The organism is Bradyrhizobium sp. 147 (assembly GCF_023073935.1).
In the GTDB taxonomy this organism is placed as follows: Bacteria; Pseudomonadota; Alphaproteobacteria; order Rhizobiales; family Xanthobacteraceae; genus Bradyrhizobium.
The window spans coordinates 115,853-137,017 of the sequence record NZ_JADPKL010000087.1 but is presented as its reverse complement, the minus strand read 5'-3'; the positions used below and the strand labels follow the sequence as shown (position 1 = coordinate 137,017).

The window sequence follows — 21,165 nt, the reverse complement described above, 5'->3', positions numbered from 1 at the left end:
GCTAGGAGGATGTCTTCGGCCGCGACACCAGCTCGATCATCCTGCCTTCATCATCGTCGGGCATCGTCGCTTTCGCCTGCGCGTAAGCCTCCACGGCGGCGCGCGCGACCAGCGGCTTGCTGGCCAGCAGGCTCTCCGCCAAGTTGACGGCATAGGCGGCATCCTTGTGCCGCAGCGCCGATGTGAAGGTCGCACCGCTGAAGTCGCGGGCAACCATGCGCTTGGAGTGGCGCTGCACCTGCGGGCTTGCCGCGACGCCCGACAGAATCGACTCCAGCACCAGATTCATGTCGAGCCCGGCCTGCTCGGCGATCGCAAGGCCCTCGGCGAGGCCGGCGATCTGGATCGCGCCCATCAGATTGTTGATGAGCTTGTAGACCGTGCCGGTGCCGACCGCACCGAAATGGCGGATGGTCGTGCCGATTGGGTCGAGATAAGGCCGCGCGCGAGCGAGATCGGCCGGATCGGCGCCAGCCAAGAGCGTCAACTTCCCGGCTGCGGCCGCATCGGGCAATCCGGTCACGGGGCAGTCGATGTAGATGAGACCGCGCGCATTCAGCTCGCGGCCCATCTCGCGGGCATGGTCATAGGAGACGGTCGAGCATTCGATCGCGATGGTGCCTGCCTTCGCGGTCTTGGCAGCGCCCTTGGGCCCAAGCCAGACCGCACGCGAGGCCTCGTCATCGGCAACCATGGTCACGACGGCGTCGGCATCGATCGCGGCGTCCTCAGGGGACGTCGCCCAATGCGCGCCACGCGCGATCAGGTCTTCGGCCTTGGGCTTGCTACGATTCCACAACGTCACTGTGAAGCCGGCATCGAGATAGCGCCCGGCCATGCCATGGCCCATCCGTCCAAGCCCGATGAAGGCGACGCGGGGCATGATCAGTCCACGTCCTCGATCTCGCCGGTGGTGGTGCCGAAGGCGCGCTGTGCCAGGGTCGCCGCCATGAACTCGTCGAGCTCGCCGTTCAGCACGCCCGAGGTGTCGGAGGTCTGCACACCCGTGCGCAGATCCTTCACCATTTGATAGGGCTGCAGCACGTAGGAGCGGATCTGGTGGCCCCAGCCGATATCGGTCTTGGCGGCCTGGTCGGCGGCCGCCTTCTCCTCGCGCTTCTTCAGTTCCATCTCGTAGAGGCGCGCGCGCAGCATGTCCCAGGCCTGTGCCCGGTTCTTGTGCTGGGAGCGACCGGCCTGGCAGACCACCGCAACACCGGTCGGAATATGCGTCAGGCGCACCGCGGATTCGGTCTTGTTGACGTGCTGACCGCCGGCGCCCCCCGAACGCATCGTGTCGGTGCGGACGTCGGATTCCTTGATGTCGATCTTGATGCTGTCGTCGATGACGGGGAACACCTGCACGCTCGAGAACGAGGTGTGCCGCCGCGCGTTGGAATCGAACGGCGAGATGCGCACCAGGCGATGCACGCCGGCCTCGGTCTTCAGCCAGCCATAGGCGTTGTGGCCGGAGACCTGAATGGTTGCGGACTTGATGCCGGCCTCTTCGCCCTCGGACTCTTCCAGCACCTCGACCTTGAAGCCGTGGGTTTCGGCCCAGCGCGTGTACATGCGCAAGAGCATCTGCGCCCAGTCCTGGCTCTCGGTGCCGCCGGCGCCGGCATGGACTTCGAGATAGGAATCGAAACGGTCGGCCTCGCCCGACAGCAGCGCCTCGAGCTCGCGCCGCGTCACTTCCTTCTTCAGGTTCTTCAGCGCGGCTTCGGCCTCGGCGACCACGCCGTCATCGCCCTCGGCCTCGCCGAGCTCGATCATGCCGATATCGTCTTCGAGTTCCTGCTCGACCTTGCCGATGCCCGACAACGCGTCCTCGAGCGAGGTGCGCTCCTGCATCAGCTTCTGGGCTTTCTGGGGATCGTTCCAGAGGTTGGGATCTTCTGCGAGCTTGTTCAGCTCAGCGAGGCGCGCCGTCGATTTCTCGACGTCAAAGATGCCTCCTCAGCAGCCCGACTGACTGCTTGATCTCTTCTACCAACCGCTCGATTTCGGCGCGCATGTCGCTCTCAGATGTCGCGGAATTGTTCCGCTTACGATTGCAACGGGATGTAACGGCGGCGGCACCAAAGCGCAACCGCCCACTCTCTCAAACGTCGGCGTTATCCGCTAATACAGCCCACCGGTGCCCGGCCGCATGAAAAAGCCGGAATCCGGCTGCTGCTGCTGCGACGCCGGCATGCGCCCATCGGCGTCAGCAACGCCGATGACTGCGTAGTTGTCCGGCGGCGCAGTGCCCGGCTTGAAGGCTTCGAGGATGGTTCCGCCGGTCTCACCCGGGCCAGCGCGCATGCCGGTCTTGGCGACGACGCGCACGAGCTTGATCCCGGCCGGCACCTTGAACGGCACAGCGGGCTTATCTGCGAGCGCCAGCTTGAGGAAATCACGCACGATCGGCGCGGCGAGATGGCCGCCAGTCGCCGCATTGCCTCTGCCGAGCGGACGCGGCTTGTCATAGCCCATATAGACCGCGACCGCGATGTCCGGCGAGTAGCCGACGAACCAGGCATCCTTGGCTTCGTTGGTGGTACCGGTCTTGCCCGCGATCGGCTTGCCCACGTCTTTGAGTACCGTTGCCGTACCGGCCTGGACCACGCCTTCCAACAGCTCGGTGATCTGGTAGGCGGTCATGGAGTCCAACACCTGCTCGCGGCGGTCGATCAGCTGCGGCTCGGGCTGGTTCTTCCAGCCGCCCGGCGCGTCGCAACCGCGGCATTCGCGCTGGTCGTGCTTGAAGATGGTGTGGCCGTAGCGGTCCTGGATGCGGTCGATCAAAGTCGGCTTCACCCGGCGGCCGCCATTGGCGAGCATCGAGTACGCTGTGACCATCCGCATCGCCGTGGTCTCGCCGGCGCCCAGGGAGTATGACAAGTAATTAGGCAACTCGTCATAGACGCCGAAACGCCTAGCATACTCGCCAATTAACGGCATGCCGATATCCTGCGCCAGGCGCACCGTCACCGTGTTACGCGACAGCCGCAGTGCATTACGCAGCGTCATCGGTCCGTTATATTTGCCGGCATCAAAATTCTCCGGCCGCCACACGCCGGCGCCCTGGCCTTGGTCGATTTCGATCGGAGCATCGAGCACCACGGTCGACGGCGTATAACCGTTGTCAAGGGCGGCCGAATAGACAATCGGCTTGAACGACGAACCCGGCTGCCGATAGGCCTGCGTGGCGCGATTGAACTGGCTCTGGTCGAACGAGAAGCCGCCGACCATCGCGAGCACGCGGCCGGTCCAGGGGTCCATCACCGCCATCGCGCCCGACACTTCGGGGATCTGACGCAGCCGGTACTGGCCTTCGATGGGCTGGCCGTCCTTGTAGAGCGGATCGGCATAAATGACATCGCCGGGCTGGAGCACCTGCGACACCGCCGTCGGCGTCTTGCCCTTTGTGCCGCCCTGCACGGCCCGCGCCCAGCGCACGCCGTCGAGTGTGACGAGGCCGGTCTCGCGCTGCTTGCTCACGGCGCCGCCGAGTTCACGGCTCGGCTGAAAGCCGATGCGCGCCGACTGGTCGCTGGTCTCCAGCACCACCGCCATACGCCATGGCGAGATGTCGGAGAGCGACTTGATCTCGGCAAGCTTCACGCCCCAGTCGCCCGAAATATCGAGCTTGCTCATGGCGCCGCGATAGCCCTGCTGCTCGTCATAGTTCACGAGGCCGGCGACCATGGTCTTGCGCGCCATGACCTGAATCTTGGGATCGAGCGTGGTGCGGACAGAAAGACCGCCCTCATACAGCTTCTTCTCGCCATAGCGTTCGAAGATATCGCGGCGGACTTCCTCGGCGAAATATTCGCCGGCGAACGTGTGGGCGCCATTGGAACGGCTGGTGACGGCCAGCGGCTCCTTGCGCGCCTTCTCGGCGTCGGCCTGCTTGATCCAGCCGTTCTCCAGCAGACGATCGACCACGTAATTGCGGCGCTCGATGGCACGGTCGCGGTTGCGCACCGGATGCAGGGTCGCGGGCATCTTCGGCAGTGCCGCCAGATAGGAGGCTTCAGCAACCGTGAGCTCGTTCACCGATTTGTCGAAATAGACGAGCGACGCCGCCGCGATGCCGTAGGCGCCAAGGCCGAGATAAATTTCGTTCAGATACAGTTCGAGGATCTTGTCCTTCGAGTAGGTCTTCTCGATGCGCATCGCCAGCAAGGCTTCCTTGATCTTGCGGGCGAAGGAGACCTCATTGGTCAGAAGGAAGTTCTTGGCGACCTGCTGGGTGATGGTGGAGGCGCCCTGCGGACGCCGGTTCGAGCCGTAGTTCTGGATGTAGACCAGACCTGCGCGCGCCATGCCGGTGTAGTCGATACCGCCATGCTCGTAGAAATTCTTGTCCTCGGCCGCCAGGAACGCGTTGATCACGAGCTTGGGCACCGCCTGGATCGGCAGATACAGCCGTCGCTCCTTGGCGTATTCCCCGAGCAGCGAACCGTCGACCGCGTGCACGCGTGTCATCACCGGCGGCTCGTAATCCTGAAGCTGAGAATAGTCCGGCAAGTCCTTGGAGAAATGCCAGATCAGGCCTGCCACGGCCCCTACACCGACAAGGAACACCACTGTTCCCGCGGCGAACAGGAAGCCCATGAACCGCACCAGCAAGCGCATTATGTGTTTATCCGTTCAAATTCTGGATCAGCCCAGTATCAGTGCCCTTGGCACCCCAAACAGGGGCCAACCTTTACGTCGCGCATTCACCGGCTTACGCAATCACATCAGTGCCGGATTTTAGACGCTTGCCGAGCGGGATTCTCTCCGATTCCGGAACCCCCTGCGGCATTTTTATAAAGCGCCCGCTGTGGCCAAACTAGGGCTTTTGCGGCGAGACGGAAAAACCCTTTCAATTCGAAGAGCCGGCCGTGGCCATCCGCTTCGTCAAAAACCCGTCGATCGCCTGCGCCATGGAGCCCACGGCGCGGGACCGCCAACCCTCGGAGACCAGGTGCTCAAGGTCGCCCTTATTGGAGACATACCCGATCTCGACCAGCACCGAGGGCACGTCGGGCGCCTTCAGCACCCGGAAGCCCGCGGATTTCAGGGGATGCTTGTGCATCCGCACCGTCGACTTCATTTCTCCCATCAGGAGACGGGCAAAGCGGTTTGAAAAGGTGCGGGTTTCGCGCTGGGTGAGGTCGATCAATATGTCGGCGACGTCGGTCGGCTCCTCCGCGAGGTTGAAGCCGGCGATCGCGTCGGCCCGGTTCTCGGCGTCCGCCAGCCGCTGGGCCTCGGCGTCAGATGCCTTGTCTGAGAGCGTGTAGATGGTCGCGCCTTGCGCGTCACCCTCGGCACGAGGCAGCGCATCGGCATGAATGGAGACGAACAAGGCGGCCTTGAGATTGCGGGCGATCTTGGTCCGGTCATTGAGGGGAATGAAGGTGTCGTCGTCCCGCGTCATGACCACGCGATATTTGCCGGCCTTTTCCAGCCGGTCGCGTAGTGCAAGGCCGAACGCGAGCACCAGGTTCTTTTCGCTCTCGCCACTCGACTGCGTGCCATTGTCGATGCCGCCATGGCCGGGATCGATCACGACCACCGGACGGCCATCGGCCTTCTGCTGTGCGGCATCTGGAGTTGCCGTAGCGGGAACCGCGGCAGGCGGCGCCTCGGCGATCGCGGGCCGCAGCTCGGGACGGTGTTCGGGCGCGGGTGACGGCACGAAGGCCGCCCGGTCCACTTCCTCCAGTTCGACCACGAGCCGGGCCGGCTGGCCGTTGGCTGCGTCGACCACATAGGAATTGGCGATCTTCGCCGGTCCGGTCAGGTCGAACACGATTCGCGAGCCGCCCGGCATGACGAGCCCATAGCGGAAGGCCTTGACCAGCCCCCGGCCCCCGCTGCCAGTACCGACGGGCAGTTGAAAATTGACTTGCGGCACATCCACCACCACGCGGTAGGGGTCGGCGAGCGTGACGGCACGGAAGGTAACGGTCTGGTCGATGTCAAGGATGAAGCGGGTCTGCTTCCCGTCGCCGGCCAGACGGGCGGCCGAGGCGATTGGAAAATTCGCCACCGCAACAGAGGGTTGCGGCTGGCTTTCCGCTGCGCTCAGGCGGGAGGAATCAGCACATGGCAATGCCGCGCACAGCAGCACGCATCCCAGCAAAACCCTTTGATTTGTGCGGCTCGCCACCGATTCCGTGCCTCCGAGCAGCCCTTTTAACGCAATAGAACCACAGGGTTAAACGATCCTTAATGACGGATGCGCGAAACTCGCTGACTGTGACCGCCGTGCGACGCTCCCTTGCACGGATGGCTCATTCCTCGTATGTACGGACTGCTGACGGCCGATATTTCCGGTTGTGTCGCATTCAGCCTCCCGGTGCAGCGCCGGAACTCTCAACGTTTGGGAATTCCAGCGTTTTCCGTTCCCCTCTAAGACCAGCGCGGTGCGCGGCAACGAGAGGGAGCGGGTCAAGCTCCGGCGGCGGACGGTCCTGGGTTACCACTCACGTCACCCGGGCGGTTCTGACAGCGACGTAACCCATTACCCGAGCCCTTGATCCCAAGGGAGCGGTTCGTGATCCCAAAAGGCGAGCGCGCTCGCGCCATGCCTGGCCAGCAGCAACTGATTGAGGGGCGGCCTCGCCGCCCAATGTTTCATACGGGCCGACGCTTGATGCGCCAGACTGTGCCGACGAACTCTGAAGGACCATTCGCGACGCTGCGGATTGAAAATCCCGCGCGCCGCATTGGTCCCGAAGCTTCCGGTTCGGCAAGGCGAAAGAGACGGCGTTTCGGCCTTCCCCTCACCCCCGAATCAGGTGGACCGTCGCGTCACCCGGCGGCGCGATACGCGCCCACGGTGAATCGCGCCCGCCGCCGCCAAGAGTTAAGACATGCCCAACAAGATGTTGATCGATGCCACCCACCCGGAAGAGACCCGGGTCGTCGTGGTCCGCGGCAATCGCGTCGAAGAGTTTGACTTCGAGACCGCACAACGCAAGCAACTGCGCGGGAATATCTATCTCGCAAAGGTCACCCGGGTCGAACCCTCGCTTCAGGCCGCTTTCGTCGAATATGGCGGCAACCGCCACGGCTTCCTCGCCTTCAGCGAAATCCATCCCGATTACTACCAGATCCCGGTCGCCGACCGGCAGGCGCTGATCGAGGCCGAGGAACAGGCCCATCGCGAGGCCGAGGAAGAGAGCGAGAACCGCTCCCACGGCCGCCGCCGTTCGCGCCACCGTAACGCCCGCCGCCGAGGTCATGGCGAACGCGTCCGCAGCGACATCGTCGAAGGCCTCGATGCCGGCGCCGATCCCGCGGCCCAGCCGGTCGAGGGCGAGCTCCAGCCGGCGCTGAGCGAGGGCGCGTCGCACGAAGGCGAGCACCTGCACACCGATGCGGAGCATCACGAGCACGACGGCCACGATGATCACGAACACGATCATGGCGATCATGATCACGCCGATCATCATGCCCATGATGACGATCACCATCACGCCCACGATCATGACGACCGTGGTGATCACGGTGAGCACGATCACGACCATGATCATGCCGAGGCGACGCCCGCGCCTGTCGCGGCCGTCGGCGCCGAGCCCGTGGTTGCGGCTGAGACCGGTGCCGAGCCGCAGGAGGCCGTCGCCTCCGAGATGCACGCGGAGGCTCTGGCCGAGACCGTGACCTCTGCTGCCGAGCCGGCCGATGCCGTTTACGCCGCCGGCGAAAGCGTCGAGGCCCCGCACGCCGAGGCCCCAGAAGCAGCCGGCGAAGACGACGAGGACGAGGACGAGGACGAAGAAGCCGAAGAGGAAGTCGTCGAATCCGTCGGCGGCGACGACGTGCTGGAGGAAGTGCCGGAGCGCACCTTCCGCCCGCGCCGCCAGTACAAGATCCAGGAAGTCATCAAGCGCCGCCAGGTGATGCTGGTGCAGGTCGTCAAGGAAGAGCGCGGCAACAAGGGTGCGGCGCTGACGACCTATCTGTCGCTCGCCGGCCGCTATGCCGTCTTGATGCCCAACACCGCGCGCGGGGGCGGCATCAGCCGCAAGATCACCAGCGCGCAGGATCGTTCCCGTCTGAAGGAAGTGGTGCAGGATCTCGATGTGCCCGAGGGCATGGGCATCATCCTGCGCACCGCCGGCGCCGCCCGCACCAAGCCCGAGATCAAGCGCGACTTCGAATATCTGATCCGGATGTGGGAGACGGTGCGCGACCTGACGCTGAAGTCGCAGGCCCCGACCCTCGTCTACGAGGAAGGCTCGCTGATCAAGCGCTCGCTGCGCGACCTCTACAACAAGGAGATCGACGAGATCCAGGTGGCCGGTGAGGCCGGCTACCGGGAAGCGCGCGACTTCATGAAGATGTTGATGCCCGCCAATGTCAGCGCGGTGAAGCAGTATCGCGACGGCCAGCCGCTGTTCTCGCGGATGGGCGTCGAAAGCCAGCTGGATGCGATGTTCTCGCCGACCGTGCAGCTTCGCTCCGGCGGCTACATCGTCATCAACCAGACCGAAGCGCTGGTCTCGATCGACGTCAACTCGGGCCGTTCGACCCGCGAGCACCATATCGAGGACACCGCGCTCAAGACCAATCTGGAAGCGGCCGAAGAGGTCGCCCGCCAGCTCCGCCTGCGCGACCTCGCCGGCCTGATCGTCATCGACTTCATCGACATGGACGAGAAGCGCAACAACCGCGCGGTCGAACGCAAGCTGTCCGATTGCCTGCGGCAGGATCGCGCGCGCATCCAGGTCGGCCGCATCTCGCATTTCGGCTTGCTGGAAATGTCGCGCCAGCGCATTCGCGCCAGCGTGCTGGAGAGTTCGACCGATCCCTGCCCGCATTGCGGCGGCACCGGCCATGTCCGCTCGGTCTCGTCGGTGGCGCTCCAGTTGCTGCGCGGCCTCGAAGAGATCCTGATGAAGGGCGCGACCCACAATCTCGTGGTCCGCACCCGCACCGACGTGGCGCTCTACGTGCTGAACCACAAGCGCGGCCACCTGCGCGACCTCGAGACCGCCTTCAAGGTCACGCTGTCGGTCATCGCCGATCCCAGCGTCAGCGGACCTCAGGCTTATGTGATCGACCGCGGCGAGCAGGTGCATACGCTGGAAGCGGCCAAGGCGCTGCTCGCGGCGCAGGCGGCTGCAAGCCCGCCGCCCATGGTGGAAGAGGCCTATGAGGACGAGGAGTTCGATCCGGAGCTGGAATCCGAGATCGAGACCGAGGAGACCGAAGGTCTCAGCGAGGAACAAGCTGCCGGCGAGACAGCCGTCGAGCAGGACGGTCAGCGCCGCAAGCGCCGCCGCCGCCGCCGCGGCCGCGGTGGCCAGCGCGACGGCGATTTGCGCGAGGATAGCGCGCCCACGCATCCTGAGGCCGCCATGGCAGCCGGCGAAGGCGAAGAGGACTCCGAGTCCGAGCAGGACGGCGAGGAAGGCGAGGAACAGGTGGCCCGCGGCGAGCAGCAGGGTAGCGGCGATCGCCGCCGCCGGCGTGGTCGCCGTGGCGGACGCCGTCGTCGCGGTGGCAACGAGGAAGGTCTCGCCGGGTCCATCGGCGACGAGCTCGCAGCCAACGCTCCGCCGGAAGCAACCGACGCCGTCGCCGATTTCGATGGCTTCAGCAACGAGGCCGCGCCTTCGATCGCAGAGCCCGAACACAGGGCCGAACCGCAGGCGGCGGCGCCTGCATCGCGCGCCGACGCGCAGAGCGAGATACCGGCCGAGCCCGCTCCCGCAGCGGCTCCTGCGGCGACGACCACAGCGCCGGTCGAAGAGCCCGCCGATGACAAGGCCGCGCGACGCCGCTCCACCGTCCGGGAAAAGGTCAGCTTCCTGCTGAACAGCCAGCCCGAGCCCGCAACACCGGTTGCGCAGGCGACCGAATCGGGTGCTGCGCCCGCCCCGGCAGCTGAGCCGGCACCGCAAGCCGCAAACGAAACTCGCCCCGCCCCGCGCCGTGCCGGCTGGTGGTCGCGCCGCTTCGGTGGCGGCGAATAAAGCCGAGCATCCAATGCAAAACGCCCGGCACAGCCGGGCGTTTTTGTTTCGATGCTATGCGCGCTGATCACCTGCCCGGCCGTTTCCGATATGCTAGATCGCTTTCATCATTTTGAATGGGACTGGCGTTGTCAAAGCTTTGCGATTCCAGTGCTCGCGGCGATCAGAGCTTCTTCGAAACAGCCGACGTGACCGATCCGGCGCGGCTCGCCGCGGCGCCGCCGCTGTCGGCCGCACCGGGCTTCCTCGCCTGGGACTGACCGGACCTCGCCCACAACCAGCCTGGAGAAATCTGCCAATGCAAAGCGCGATCGTTCTCGGCGGCGGCATGATCGGCGTCAGCGCGGCGCTGCACCTGCGGCAGCGCGGCTGGTCCGTCACGCTGGTCGACCGCAGGGAGCCGGGCCGCGAGACCAGCTACGGCAATGCGGGAATGATCCAGGCGGAAGCGGTCCGCCCCTATCCGATGCCGCGCGACCTCGCCACGCTGCTGAAGATCGCGACCGGCCGCACCAATGACGTGCGTTACAGCCTGTCGTCGCTTCATCTCCATATTGAGCCCCTGCTCCGCTATTGGTGGCATTCGGCGCCGAAGCGGCATCGCGAGGCGATCGAGGCCTGGGCCCGGCTGATCGCCTATGCGACCGCTGAGCACGACATCCTCATTCGCGAAGCCCACGCCGACAATCTCATCCGCCGCGCCGGCTATCGCATGCTGCATCGCGACCCTGCGTCATTCGATCTCGCGATCAAGACCGCAGAGGAAGACCAGCGCGAGTTCGGCGTGAATTTCCGCGTGCTCTCCGGCAGCGAGCTTGCCAAGGCCGAGCCGATCCTGCGCGACGATCTCCCCGGCGCGATCCATTGGCTCGACACCTGGACCGTGTCCGATCCAGGTGCCCTCGTCACGGCCTATGCCGAGCTGTTCGAGCGGCTCGGCGGCACGGTTGTGCTCGGTGACGCCCAGAGCCTGCGGCAGACCGCAACCGGCTGGTCCGTCGATACGGACCAGGGACGTCTTGACGCTGCCCATGCCGTCGTGACGCTCGGGCCGTGGTCACCCGATCTGTTGCACAAGTTCGGCTATCGCATTCCGCTGGTCCGCAAGCGCGGCTACCACATGCACTACAGCGGCGGCGCCTCACTCGACCTGCCCCTCGTCGACAAGGGCGGCGGCTACGCCATGGGTCCGATGGCCAAGGGCATCCGCATCACCACCGGCGCGGAATTGACCGGTATGGACGCGCTGGCAACGCCGGTGCAACTCGCCAGCGCCGAGGCCTCCGCGCGCGAGCTGATCGATCTCGGCAAGCGGGTCGAGCCGGATCCGTGGTTCGGCACGCGCCCCTGCACACCCGACATGCTCCCGGTGCTTGGGCAAGCTCCACGACATCCGGGCCTCTGGATGAATTTCGGCCACGGCCACCAGGGCTTTACGCTGGGGCCGGCGACGGGACGCCTGCTCGCGGAAATCATGAGCGGCGAGACGCCGGCGATCGATCCCGCGCCCTACCGGCCGGAGCGGTTCTAGCTGTCGACAGGCGCCTTACTCGGATGCGCGCCGAAAGAAAAGGGCTGATCGAGGAGTCTCGACCAGCCCTACGACTTCGAAGCCCGACGCGTCGCGCAGATCAGTCCGTCGTGATCGCGGTCTCCATGTCGGTCGGATCGATCTGCTTGGAGAGGTTGGCGTTGAGCTTGTCGCGGTCGAGCTCACCCTCCCACCAGGCGACGATCACGCAGGCGACGCCGTTGCCGCACAGATTGGTCAGCGCGCGGCACTCGCTCATGAACTTGTCGATGCCGAGCACGATCGCCATGCCCGGGACGAGCCGCGGATCGACCACGGCGAGCGTCGCCGCCAGCGTGATGAAGCCCGCGCCGGTGATGCCGGAGGCGCCCTTCGAGGTCAGCATGGCCACGACGAGGATCGTGAGCTGCTGACTGAAGGAGAGATCGTAACCGAGCGCCTGCGCAATGAAGAGCGTTGCCAGCGTCATGTAGATGTTGGTGCCGTCGAGATTGAACGAGTAGCCGGTGGGCACCACGAGGCCGACCACCGACTTGGAGCAGCCGAGCCGCTCCAGCTTCTCCATCAGCGACGGCAGCGCGCTTTCCGACGACGAGGTGCCGAGCACGATCAGCAGTTCGTCCTTGATGTAGGCCAGGAACTTGAAGATCGAGAACCCCGCCATGCGCGCGATGATGCCGAGCACGACGAACACGAACAGCGCCGCGGTGAGGTAGAACGTGGCGATCAGCCCGACCAGGTTGAGGATGGCGCCAGTGCCGAACTTGCCGATCGTATAGGCCATCGCGCCGAACGCGCCGATCGGTGCTGCACGCATGACGATGGAGATGACGCCGAACACGGCATGCGCGGCATCGTCGATGAAGCTGCGCATGGTGTGGCCGCGCTCGCCAAGGCTCATCAAAGCAAAGCCGAACAGCACCGAGAACAGCAGCACCTGGAGGATCTCGCCTTGCGCGAAGGCGCCGACCACGGTGTCGGGAATGATGTGCAGCACGAAGTCGACCGACTTCTGACCGGCGGCCTGCTTGGCGTAATTTGCGACAGCCGCCTCGTTTGCTGCGCCACTGCCGAAGCCCGCGCCGGGCTTCACCAAGTTGCCGATGAGGAGTCCGATCACCAGCGCGAAGGTCGAGACGATTTCGAAATAGACCAGCGCCTTGACGCCGATGCGCCCGACCTTCTTGGCATCCTGGATGTGGGCGATACCCGAGACGACGGTGCAGAAGATGATCGGAGCGATCACCATCTTGATCAGCTTGATGAAGCCATCGCCGAGCGCCTTGATCCACTCATTGGTGGCGAGCGATGGCCACAACCAACCGACGATGGCGCCGAGCACGATCGCGATCAGCACCTGAACGTACAGAACTTTGTACCACGGCTTGGCCGCGGGCGGCGCGACCGGCGCCTCCGCGATCGTTGTCGTCGTCATCGTTTCACTCCCCCTCAGACTATCGGACCAGCCAAGATCAACTTGGCCGGCCCTGTCAATCGGAACTGGTCGTTGCTGCGCGTATTACCCGCGGCGGTCGACGATCCGGCGCGCTGCCGGCATCAACGCCGCGCCGAGCGCGTTCTTCACCAGCGAAGCCGCAATGAACGGCACAATTCCGACCTGCCAGGCCTTCGCGGCACCGAGGCCGAGGCCAAAGGCCAGCCAGCCGAACCCAGCGGCGAGAATGACGATATGGCCGACGGCCATTGCCGCAAACAGCGGCACCACGCTGCGATCCCAGCCACGCTCGGCGAGCCAGCCGGTCACGAAGGCTGCCGCAACGAAACCGAACAGATAGCCCGCGGTCGGTCCGACCAGCGGAGCGATCCCGCCTACCGGGCCGGCAAATACGGGAAGCCCCAGCGCGCCCTCGGCGAGGTAGGCAATCATGGTTGCGCTGCCAAGGCGCCAGCCATAGGCAGCGCCGATCATCAACACCACCAGCGTCTGCAACGTCATGGGCACGTAAGGCAGCGGCAGGCTGACCTTGGCTGATAGCGCCATCAGGGCGGTGCCAAGCGCAATCAGCACGAAGGCGCGCAAAGCGCCGACGGTTTCACCCGGCCGGATCGGCCACATCAATGCGGCGAGAGGAGAATGCGAGGTGGCAGCGGGCGCGGCAGATTGTTCAGACAAGATGAACTCCGGAAGGCGTCAAAACTGGCGGCTATTTAAGCCAGTGGGCGATCCGGTCAACTGCCTCCTGCATCTCTTCGGACGAACGTGCGTAGGAAAAGCGAAGGAACGAGCGTCCGTGAATGGGATCGAAATCGAGGCCGGGCGTCGCCGCAACATGGGCCTGCTCCAGCATCTGCTTGGCAAACTCGAAACTGTCGGCAGTGAAGTCGGAGACGTCGGCATAGAGATAAAAGGCGCCGTCGGCCGGCAGGAATCTCGTCAGTCCAGCCTTCGGCAATCCATCGATCAGGACGCGCCGGTTTTCCTGATAGCCGTGCTTGATCTCCTCCATCTCGGCCGCGCCGTCGAAGGCGGCCTCCGCCGCGATCTGCGACAGCGACGGCACCGAGATCGAGAGGTTCTGCTGGAGCCGCTCGATCGGCCGCGCCAGAATCTCAGGCACGACCATCCAGCCGACGCGCCAGCCCGTCATGCAAAAATACTTCGAGAACGAGTTGATCACGAGCGTGTGCTCCGACAGCGCCGCCGCCGTCACGGCCGGAAACGCATAATCGAGCCCGTGATAGATCTCGTCGGAAATGAAGCGGATACCTGCATCCTGCGCGGCTGCGATCAGGCCAGCGAGCGCCTCGCGGCGCATCATGGTCCCGGTCGGATTGGCGGGACTGCCGACCAGCACGCCCTTCAGCGGCTCCTTGCGATGGGCGGCAAGCAGCGCCTCGCCGGTGAGCGCGTGGCGCGTCTCGTTCGTGGTCTCGATCAGCACCGGCTCGCAGCCGAGCGCGGTGAGGATATGGCGGTAGGGTGGATAGCCCGGCACGGTCACCGCGACGCGATCGCCGGGCTCGAACATCGACAGGAAGGCCAGGATAAATCCGCCGGAGGAGCCGGTGGTCACCACGATCCGCTCGGGGCTGAGGTCACAGCCATGGACATCGCGATAATGCCGCGCGATGCGCTCGCGCAGTGAGGGGATGCCGAGTGCGGAGGTGTAGTCGATCCGTCCCGCTTCGAGCGCGGCATGGGCGGCCGCGATCGCGGTCCTGGGCGCGCCGGCCGCGGGCTGACCGACCTCCATGTGGATGACACGGCCACCTGCGGCCTCGATTCGGGCCGCCGCGGCCATGACGTCCATCACCATGAACGGGGGAACATCGCTGCGGCGGGAGGGCTCGAGCCACTGCCCCAACCGGTTCCTCAATGTCGCATCGTGCATCGATTTCCGCTATTCGCTGGCAGACCGGTCCGTCCGGTCCGGAAAACGGGGCGCTTGCGCCCCAGACTAGCCGCATTGTACGGCTCATAAGGGGTAACGCTCACAAGGGCATATCGCGTATCCGGTCCGCCGCCAATCGCCAAAAACCAATCACGAAACTGCTTGACCAAGACCGTTTGACCCAGACCGCTTGATGTTGCTCCAGATCGCATTGCGCAAGAAGGCTTCCGCCCTCACCGCTCTCATCACGGCCACGGCGATCGCGCTGACGCCGTTCTCGGCTGCGCGTGCGCAGGCCAAGGGGCCGCCGGTCCTACGCGACACCGAAACCGAGCAGCTCCTGCGCGAATATACCCGCCCGATCCTGCGCGTCGCCGGTCTGGAGAAGCACAACATCCAGATGGTGATCATCAACGACGGCTCGTTCAACGCGTTCGTCGCGGACGGCCGCCGCATCTTCGTCAATTGGGGCGCGATCCTGCAGTCGGAGACACCGAACCAGATCATCGGCGTGCTCGCGCACGAGACCGGGCATCTGGCAGGCGGCCATCTGTCCAAGCTCCGCGAGCAGCTCGCCACGGCCCAGACCCAGATGATCATCGCGATGCTGCTCGGCGCCGGCGCGATCGCAGCCGGCAGCACCCGCAGCTCGAGCGCCGGCAACAACGGCCTTGCCAATGCCGGCGCCGCCGCGATCGCCGGCCCGCAGGAGATGATCCGCCGCACGCTGCTGTCCTATCAGCGCCAGCAGGAGGAGAACGCCGACCGTGCCGGCGTGAAATTCCTCACCGCGACGGGGCAGTCGCCGAAGGGCATGTACGAGACCTTCAAGCGCTTCACCAGCGAGAGCCTGTTCGCCGCGCGCGGCGCCGATCCCTATCTGCAGTCGCATCCGATGCCGGCCGAGCGCGTCGCCTCGCTCCAGGAGTTCGCAAGCTCAAGCCCCTATTGGGACAAGAAGGACGATCCCGCGCTCCAGCTCCGGCATGACATGGTGCGCGCCAAGATCTCGGCGTTCATGGAGCGGCCGGAGACGGTGTACCGCCGCTATCCCCAGACCAACGACAGCATGCCGGCGCGCTATGCCCGTGCCATCAGCACCTATCTGCATGGGGACTTGCGCAGCGCGCTCACCCAGATCGACGCGCTGATCCAGGTCCAGCCGAACAATCCGTATTTCTACGAGGTGCGCGGGCAGGCCTTGCTGGAGAGCGGCAAGCCCGCCGAGGCGATCGCTCCCCTGCGCAAGGCGGTGCAGCTTTCGAACAATGCGCCCCTCATCGAGATGTTACTTGGGCAGGCTCTGGTTGGAACCGATAATAAGGCCTACACCGATGACGCCGTTCGGATTCTCCGCGCCGCGGTGGCACGAGAGCCCGAGGCCGCGCTCGGCTATACCCAGCTCGCGATGGCCTATGGACGAAAGGGAGATTATGCCGAGGCGGATCTCGCGTCGGCACAGGCCGCCTACTTGCGCGGTGATAACAAGACCGCCCGCGAGCTCGCCACGCGCGCGAAAACCCGTTTCGCTGTCGGCACACCCGGCTGGGTCAAGGCCGACGACATCCTGGCGGCCAAGCCGCCGCGCAACTGACGCAACGTAATCGACGCCCGACACCACGACGTCACGACATCGAGCTTTAGTCCGCCGCGACGTTTTACCGAAACCTGCCTTGGATAAGAGGATTTGCCCATGCCTTCGCTGCGCCTGCTAGCTCCCGCGTTGTTTGCGCTCGCCATGTTCGGCGCAGCCGCGCCCGCGTCGGCCGACAGCTTCTCCAATGCCCAGCGCACCGACATCGAGGCGATCATCAAAAATTATCTCGTCAGCCATCCCGAGGTGCTCGAAGAGGCCATGGCCGAGCTCGGCAAGCGCCAGGCCGCGGCCGAAACCCAGAAGCACGAGGCCAGCATCGCGCAGAATGCCGACGCGATCTTCAACTCGCCGCGCCAAGTCGTGCTTGGCAACAAGGACGGCGACGTCACCTTCGTCGAATTCTTCGACTACAATTGCGGCTATTGCAAACGCGCCATGGGCGACATGCTCGACCTCATGAAGAGCGATCCGAAGCTGAAGGTCGTGCTGAAGGAATTTCCCGTGCTGAGCCAGGGCTCGGTCGAGGCGGCCCAGGTCGCCGTCGCCGTGCGCATGCAAGATCCCTCCGGCAAGAAATATCTCGACTTCCACCAGAGGCTGCTCAGCGGCCGCGGCGCGGCGGACAAGGCGCGCGCGATTCAGGCCGCCAAGGAGGCTGGTCTCGACACGGCTAGAATCGAGAAGGACATCGCCAGCCCCGAAGTGCGCGCCACCATCGAGGAGAACTTCAAGCTCGCCGAAGCGATGGGCATGAACGGCACGCCGAGCTACGTGATCGGCAAGCAGATCGTGATTGGCGCCGTCGGCGTCGAAAGCCTCAGGGAAAAGATCGGTATTGCCCGCTGCGGCAAGGCGACTTGTTGATAAAGCGACTTGCCAATCGCGCCCTTCACAACTCGCACACGCAAAAAGGCCGGCTGAAAAGCCGGCCTTTTTCGTGCGCCGAACGGTGGCGCCTTCGTGCAAGGTCATTCATCTGGTTATTCAAGAAACAAATGCCGCGGAACAGGCGAAGTTCCGGAACAACTCAAATCTCCTTTCGTTGTCGGCGCGGGCAATGACGTAAGGAACACGTGAGGAGAATTTCGATGTTGAACCGCTTTATGATCTCGGTTGCCGCACTCGCACTCGTCGCGGGCACCGGTCTGGCGAACGCACAAAACACCACGGGCCGCGATAGCGGCGCTGGTGGCTCGCAGCAGATGCAGCACTCGCAGTCCTCGGGCGGCGCCGCTGAGCGCGGCTCCATGGGCAAGGAGTCCTCTAGCGCCGAGAAGGGAACTGTCGGCCAGGCCGGCGGCTCCAGCATGAAGTCCGATCGAGGCTCCGAGGACAAGTCCTCCGGCGCGATGAAGGACGAGCACTCCGGCGGCGCGATGAACAAGAATGCGGCCGAGGATAAGTCTGGCGCGACCAAGGGCCAGCGCACCGACGAACGCGCGCAGGGCCAGATGGACAAGTCCCAGCAGGACAAGTCCAAGAGCATGACCCAGGACACGACGAAATCCGGCAGCAAGGACCAGAAGGACATGAAGGCTGAGGGCAGCAAGAGCGGCACCTCGACCAACAATGCCCAGAACCGTCCGGGCACCGGCACGAGCACCAATCAGAATGCCCAGGGTCAGACTGGTACCAGCAGCAGCCAGAACGCGCAGGGCCAGGCCGGCACCAGCTCGACCCAGAACGCGCAGGGCCAGAGCTCGACCTCGACCACCGTCGGCCAGGCAGGCGCCGCTGCGAAGCTCTCGACCGAGCAGCGGACTCAGATCACGTCGGTGATCCGCGAGGAGCGTGTCGCCCCCGTGACGAATGTGAACTTCCAGGTGTCGGTCGGCACCCGCATTCCGCGCGAGGGCATCACGCTGCACCCCCTGCCGTCGCGGGTCGTGACGATCTATCCGGAGTGGCGGACCTATAAGTACGTCCTGGTTCGCGATGAGATCGTGATCATCAATCCGGACACCTACGAGATCGTGGCGGTCCTGAACGCCTAAGTCCGGATGACGGCAACCTCAGGGGCGGGCAGCGATGCCCGCCCCTTTGCGTTCGGCCGGCAGCCATGCTTTGGACTGGTTAACAAGCAATTTCCGCAGCTTCCGCACAGGTTTTTGCGCACTGGATGAGGTCCTTGAAGCTACCCGGGAGGCCTTCAACTCTTCCCCTCGCCCGCTTTGTTACCTATAACCCCGCCACGCCGAAGCACCTCTGCCGGGATTGGAATGGCCGAACCTGCAACCGACACGATCCTCGTCCTGAACGGGCCGAACCTCAACATGCTGGGGACGCGCGAGCCCGAAAAGTATGGCCACGCGACGCTGGCTGACGTCGAGGCGCTGTGCCGAGAGACCGCGGCGAGCTTCGGCCTCAAAGCCGACTGCCGGCAGTCCAACCGCGAAGGCGAGTTGATCGATTTCATCCACGAGGCGCATGCGCGCAAGATGAAGGGCATCATCATCAATGCCGGCGGCTACTCCCACACCTCGATCGCGCTCCATGACGCACTGCTCGCGGTGCAGATTCCCACGGTCGAAGTGCACGTGACCAACATCCACGCCCGCGAGAGCTTCCGTCATCACTCCTACACCGCGCGCGCGGCCTTCGCCTCGCTCTGCGGTTTCGGCATCGAAGGCTACCGCCTCGCCATCCAGGGCCTTGCCGCCAAGCTCGGCATCAAGCCCAAAGCCTGACGCCCCCCTTCCAACAGGACATTCGGATCAAACAACATGGCGCGCCAGCCAGACGACAAAGCAGCCGCAAGGTTTTCCAGCGAGGATTCCGCGCTCATCCGCGAGCTTGCCCTGCTGCTCGATGAGACCAGCCTGACCGAGATCGAGATCGAACGTGCGGGCCTGCGCCTGCGCGTCGCACGCAATGTCAGCGTTGCCGCAACCATGCCGATGCCGGTCACCGCCTCTCCCGCCACCCTGCAGCCGGCCGGCGCCGCGCCCGCAACGGCTGCGACCGACCTGTCGAAACATCCGGGCGCCGTGACCTCGCCGATGGTCGGTACCGCCTATTGGGCGCCGGAGCCCGGCGCCAAGCCGTTCATCGAGGTCGGCACCAAGGTCTCGGTCGGCCAGACGCTGCTGATCATCGAAGCCATGAAGACGATGAACCAGATCCCGTCACCGCGCGCCGGCACGGTGACACAGATCCTGGTCGAGGACGGCCAGCCGGTCGAATACGGCGAGCCGCTGGTGATCATTGAGTGACGCGAATGGGGAATAGCGAATAGCGAATGGCGTCAGCCTTCCCTACTCGCCATTCGCCACTCGCCATTCGCTGCAGGACAACATGTTCGACAAGATCCTCATAGCCAATCGCGGCGAGATCGCTCTTCGCATCCTCAGGGCTTGCAAGGAGCTCGGGATTGCGACCGTGGCGGTGCACTCCACCGCCGACGCCGACGCCATGCATGTGCGCCTGTCGGATGAGAGCGTTTGCATCGGGCCGCCACCCTCGAAGGACAGCTATCTCAACGTGCCCGCACTGCTCGCGGCCTGCGAGATCACTGGCGCGGATGCGGTGCATCCCGGCTACGGTTTCCTGTCCGAGAACGCGCGCTTTGCGGAAATCCTCGCAGAGCACAACCTGCATTTCATCGGTCCAAAGGCCGAGCACATCCGCTTGATGGGCGACAAGATCGAGGCCAAGAAGACCGCCAAGCGCCTCGGCATCCCGGTGGTGCCCGGCTCCGACGGCGCCGTCGGTCCCGATGATGATGCGCTTTCGATCGCGAAGAAGATCGGATTTCCCGTGCTGGTGAAGGCTGCGGCCGGTGGTGGCGGCCGTGGCATGAAGGTCGCCCACAGCGAGACCGACCTCCAGGTGGCGCTGTCGACCGCGGCCAACGAAGCCAAGTCCGCCTTTGGTGACGCCTCCGTCTACCTCGAAAAATACCTCCAGAAGCCGCGTCACATCGAGATCCAGATCCTCGGCGACGGCCGCGGCGGCGCCATTCATCTCGGCGAACGCGACTGCTCGCTGCAACGCCGCCACCAGAAGGTCTGGGAAGAGGGCCCCTCGCCGGTACTTGCCGCGGCCGCGCGCGCCAAGATCGGTGAGACCTGCGCGAAAGCGATGCGCGAGATGAAATATCTCGGCGTCGGGACCATCGAATTCCTGTTCGAGGACGGCGAGTTCTACTTCATCGAGATGAACACCCGCATCCAGGTCGAGCATCCCGTCACCGAGAGCATCACCGACATCGACCTCGTGCTGGAGCAGATTCGTATCGCCGCGGGCGGGGATCTGCCGGCGCGGCAGGACGAGGTCCAGGTCATCGGCCACGCGATCGAGTGCCGCATCAACGCCGAAAATCCGCAAACCTTCCGCCCCTCGCCGGGCCGCATCCTGCAATATCATCCCCCCGGCGGGCTCGGCGTCCGCATCGATTCCGCCGTCTACCAAGGCTATACGATCCCGCCCTATTACGATTCCCTGGTCGGCAAGTTGATCGTGCACGGCAAGACCCGCGCCGAATGCCTGATGCGACTGCGCCGGGCGCTGGACGAGATGGTTGTCGAGGGCATCGAGACCACGCTGCCGTTGTTCCGCGCGCTGGTGCGCGAGGACGACATTATCAACGGCGACTATCACATCCACTGGCTGGAACAGTACCTGGCCGGCAAGGCGGAACCTACCCCCAGATAATCCTCCCTGTTTCTGGAACCGTTTGGCCCTGATTGCGTTCTGGACCGCGGGGACAGTTCCAAGGGG

16 protein-coding genes are annotated in these 21,165 nt (G+C 64.7%); 9 read left to right on the top strand and 7 right to left on the bottom strand.

Annotation, left to right across the window (positions count from 1 at the left end; all coding sequences use genetic code 11):
• Nucleotide 1: 1 nt before the first annotated feature.
• The 4 genes from IVA87_RS20455 to IVA87_RS20440 form a co-directional block, all read right to left on the bottom strand.
• Entirely contained in the window at nucleotides 2-883 is an 882-nt protein-coding gene (locus IVA87_RS20455; RefSeq protein ID WP_247297086.1) for an NAD(P)-dependent oxidoreductase, read from the bottom strand.
• 2 nt (nucleotides 884-885) lie between these two features.
• A protein-coding gene (prfB, locus tag IVA87_RS20450; RefSeq protein WP_247334728.1) for a peptide chain release factor 2 occupies nucleotides 886-2,017 on the bottom strand; the annotation gives its coding sequence in 2 pieces (ribosomal slippage) (nucleotides 886-1,947 and nucleotides 1,949-2,017; 1,131 coding nt in all).
• 107 nt (nucleotides 2,018-2,124) lie between these two features.
• On the bottom strand, nucleotides 2,125-4,626 hold the full coding sequence (locus IVA87_RS20445; RefSeq protein WP_247297098.1) for a penicillin-binding protein 1A: 2,502 nt from the start codon (nucleotides 4,624-4,626) through the stop codon (nucleotides 2,125-2,127).
• A gap of 232 nt (nucleotides 4,627-4,858) precedes the next feature.
• On the bottom strand, nucleotides 4,859-6,151 hold the full coding sequence (locus IVA87_RS20440; RefSeq protein WP_247334726.1) for an N-acetylmuramoyl-L-alanine amidase: 1,293 nt from the start codon (nucleotides 6,149-6,151) through the stop codon (nucleotides 4,859-4,861).
• 706 nt (nucleotides 6,152-6,857) lie between these two features.
• Here IVA87_RS20440 and IVA87_RS20435 point away from each other — a divergent pair.
• From IVA87_RS20435 to IVA87_RS20430, 3 genes are all read left to right on the top strand, one after another.
• Nucleotides 6,858-9,965, top strand: a complete 3,108-nt coding sequence (locus IVA87_RS20435) for a ribonuclease E/G (RefSeq protein ID WP_247297103.1) — start codon at nucleotides 6,858-6,860, stop codon at nucleotides 9,963-9,965.
• A 128-nt stretch (nucleotides 9,966-10,093) separates the two neighbouring features.
• A complete protein-coding gene (locus IVA87_RS35165; protein ID WP_256466493.1) occupies nucleotides 10,094-10,225 on the top strand; it encodes a hypothetical protein in 132 nt (43 codons plus the stop codon).
• A 38-nt stretch (nucleotides 10,226-10,263) separates the two neighbouring features.
• Nucleotides 10,264-11,496 (top strand): FAD-binding oxidoreductase, encoded by a 1,233-nt coding sequence (locus tag IVA87_RS20430; protein WP_247297105.1) that lies wholly within the window; start codon nucleotides 10,264-10,266, stop codon nucleotides 11,494-11,496.
• A 100-nt stretch (nucleotides 11,497-11,596) separates the two neighbouring features.
• On the opposite strand, the gene IVA87_RS20425 is transcribed toward IVA87_RS20430, so the two are convergent.
• The 3 genes from IVA87_RS20425 to IVA87_RS20415 form a co-directional block, all read right to left on the bottom strand.
• Nucleotides 11,597-12,931, bottom strand: a complete 1,335-nt coding sequence (locus IVA87_RS20425; protein WP_247297111.1) for a dicarboxylate/amino acid:cation symporter — start codon at nucleotides 12,929-12,931, stop codon at nucleotides 11,597-11,599.
• Nucleotides 12,932-13,015: 84 nt separating this feature from the next.
• Nucleotides 13,016-13,573 (bottom strand): biotin transporter BioY, encoded by a 558-nt coding sequence (locus IVA87_RS20420; protein WP_247297295.1) that lies wholly within the window; start codon nucleotides 13,571-13,573, stop codon nucleotides 13,016-13,018.
• An 88-nt stretch (nucleotides 13,574-13,661) separates the two neighbouring features.
• Nucleotides 13,662-14,849 (bottom strand): aminotransferase class I/II-fold pyridoxal phosphate-dependent enzyme, encoded by a 1,188-nt coding sequence (locus tag IVA87_RS20415; protein WP_247334724.1) that lies wholly within the window; start codon nucleotides 14,847-14,849, stop codon nucleotides 13,662-13,664.
• A gap of 193 nt (nucleotides 14,850-15,042) precedes the next feature.
• Between IVA87_RS20415 and IVA87_RS20410 the strand changes: the two genes are divergently transcribed.
• From IVA87_RS20410 to accC, 6 genes are all read left to right on the top strand, one after another.
• On the top strand, nucleotides 15,043-16,443 hold the full coding sequence (locus tag IVA87_RS20410) for a M48 family metalloprotease (protein ID WP_247297121.1): 1,401 nt from the start codon (nucleotides 15,043-15,045) through the stop codon (nucleotides 16,441-16,443).
• 99 nt (nucleotides 16,444-16,542) lie between these two features.
• Nucleotides 16,543-17,310 (top strand): DsbA family protein, encoded by a 768-nt coding sequence (locus tag IVA87_RS20405; protein WP_247297123.1) that lies wholly within the window; start codon nucleotides 16,543-16,545, stop codon nucleotides 17,308-17,310.
• Nucleotides 17,311-17,534: 224 nt separating this feature from the next.
• A complete protein-coding gene (locus IVA87_RS20400; protein WP_247297124.1) occupies nucleotides 17,535-18,440 on the top strand; it encodes a DUF1236 domain-containing protein in 906 nt (301 codons plus the stop codon).
• Between the two features lie 225 nt (nucleotides 18,441-18,665).
• Nucleotides 18,666-19,133 (top strand): type II 3-dehydroquinate dehydratase, encoded by a 468-nt coding sequence (aroQ, locus tag IVA87_RS20395; protein ID WP_232956704.1) that lies wholly within the window; start codon nucleotides 18,666-18,668, stop codon nucleotides 19,131-19,133.
• A gap of 36 nt (nucleotides 19,134-19,169) precedes the next feature.
• Entirely contained in the window at nucleotides 19,170-19,658 is a 489-nt protein-coding gene (gene accB / locus IVA87_RS20390; protein WP_247297126.1) for an acetyl-CoA carboxylase biotin carboxyl carrier protein, read from the top strand.
• Between the two features lie 82 nt (nucleotides 19,659-19,740).
• The gene (gene accC / locus IVA87_RS20385) at nucleotides 19,741-21,099 is read left to right on the top strand and encodes an acetyl-CoA carboxylase biotin carboxylase subunit (RefSeq protein ID WP_247277244.1); all 1,359 of its coding nucleotides are present in this window, start codon (nucleotides 19,741-19,743) and stop codon (nucleotides 21,097-21,099) included.
• Nucleotides 21,100-21,165 lie beyond the last annotated feature (66 nt).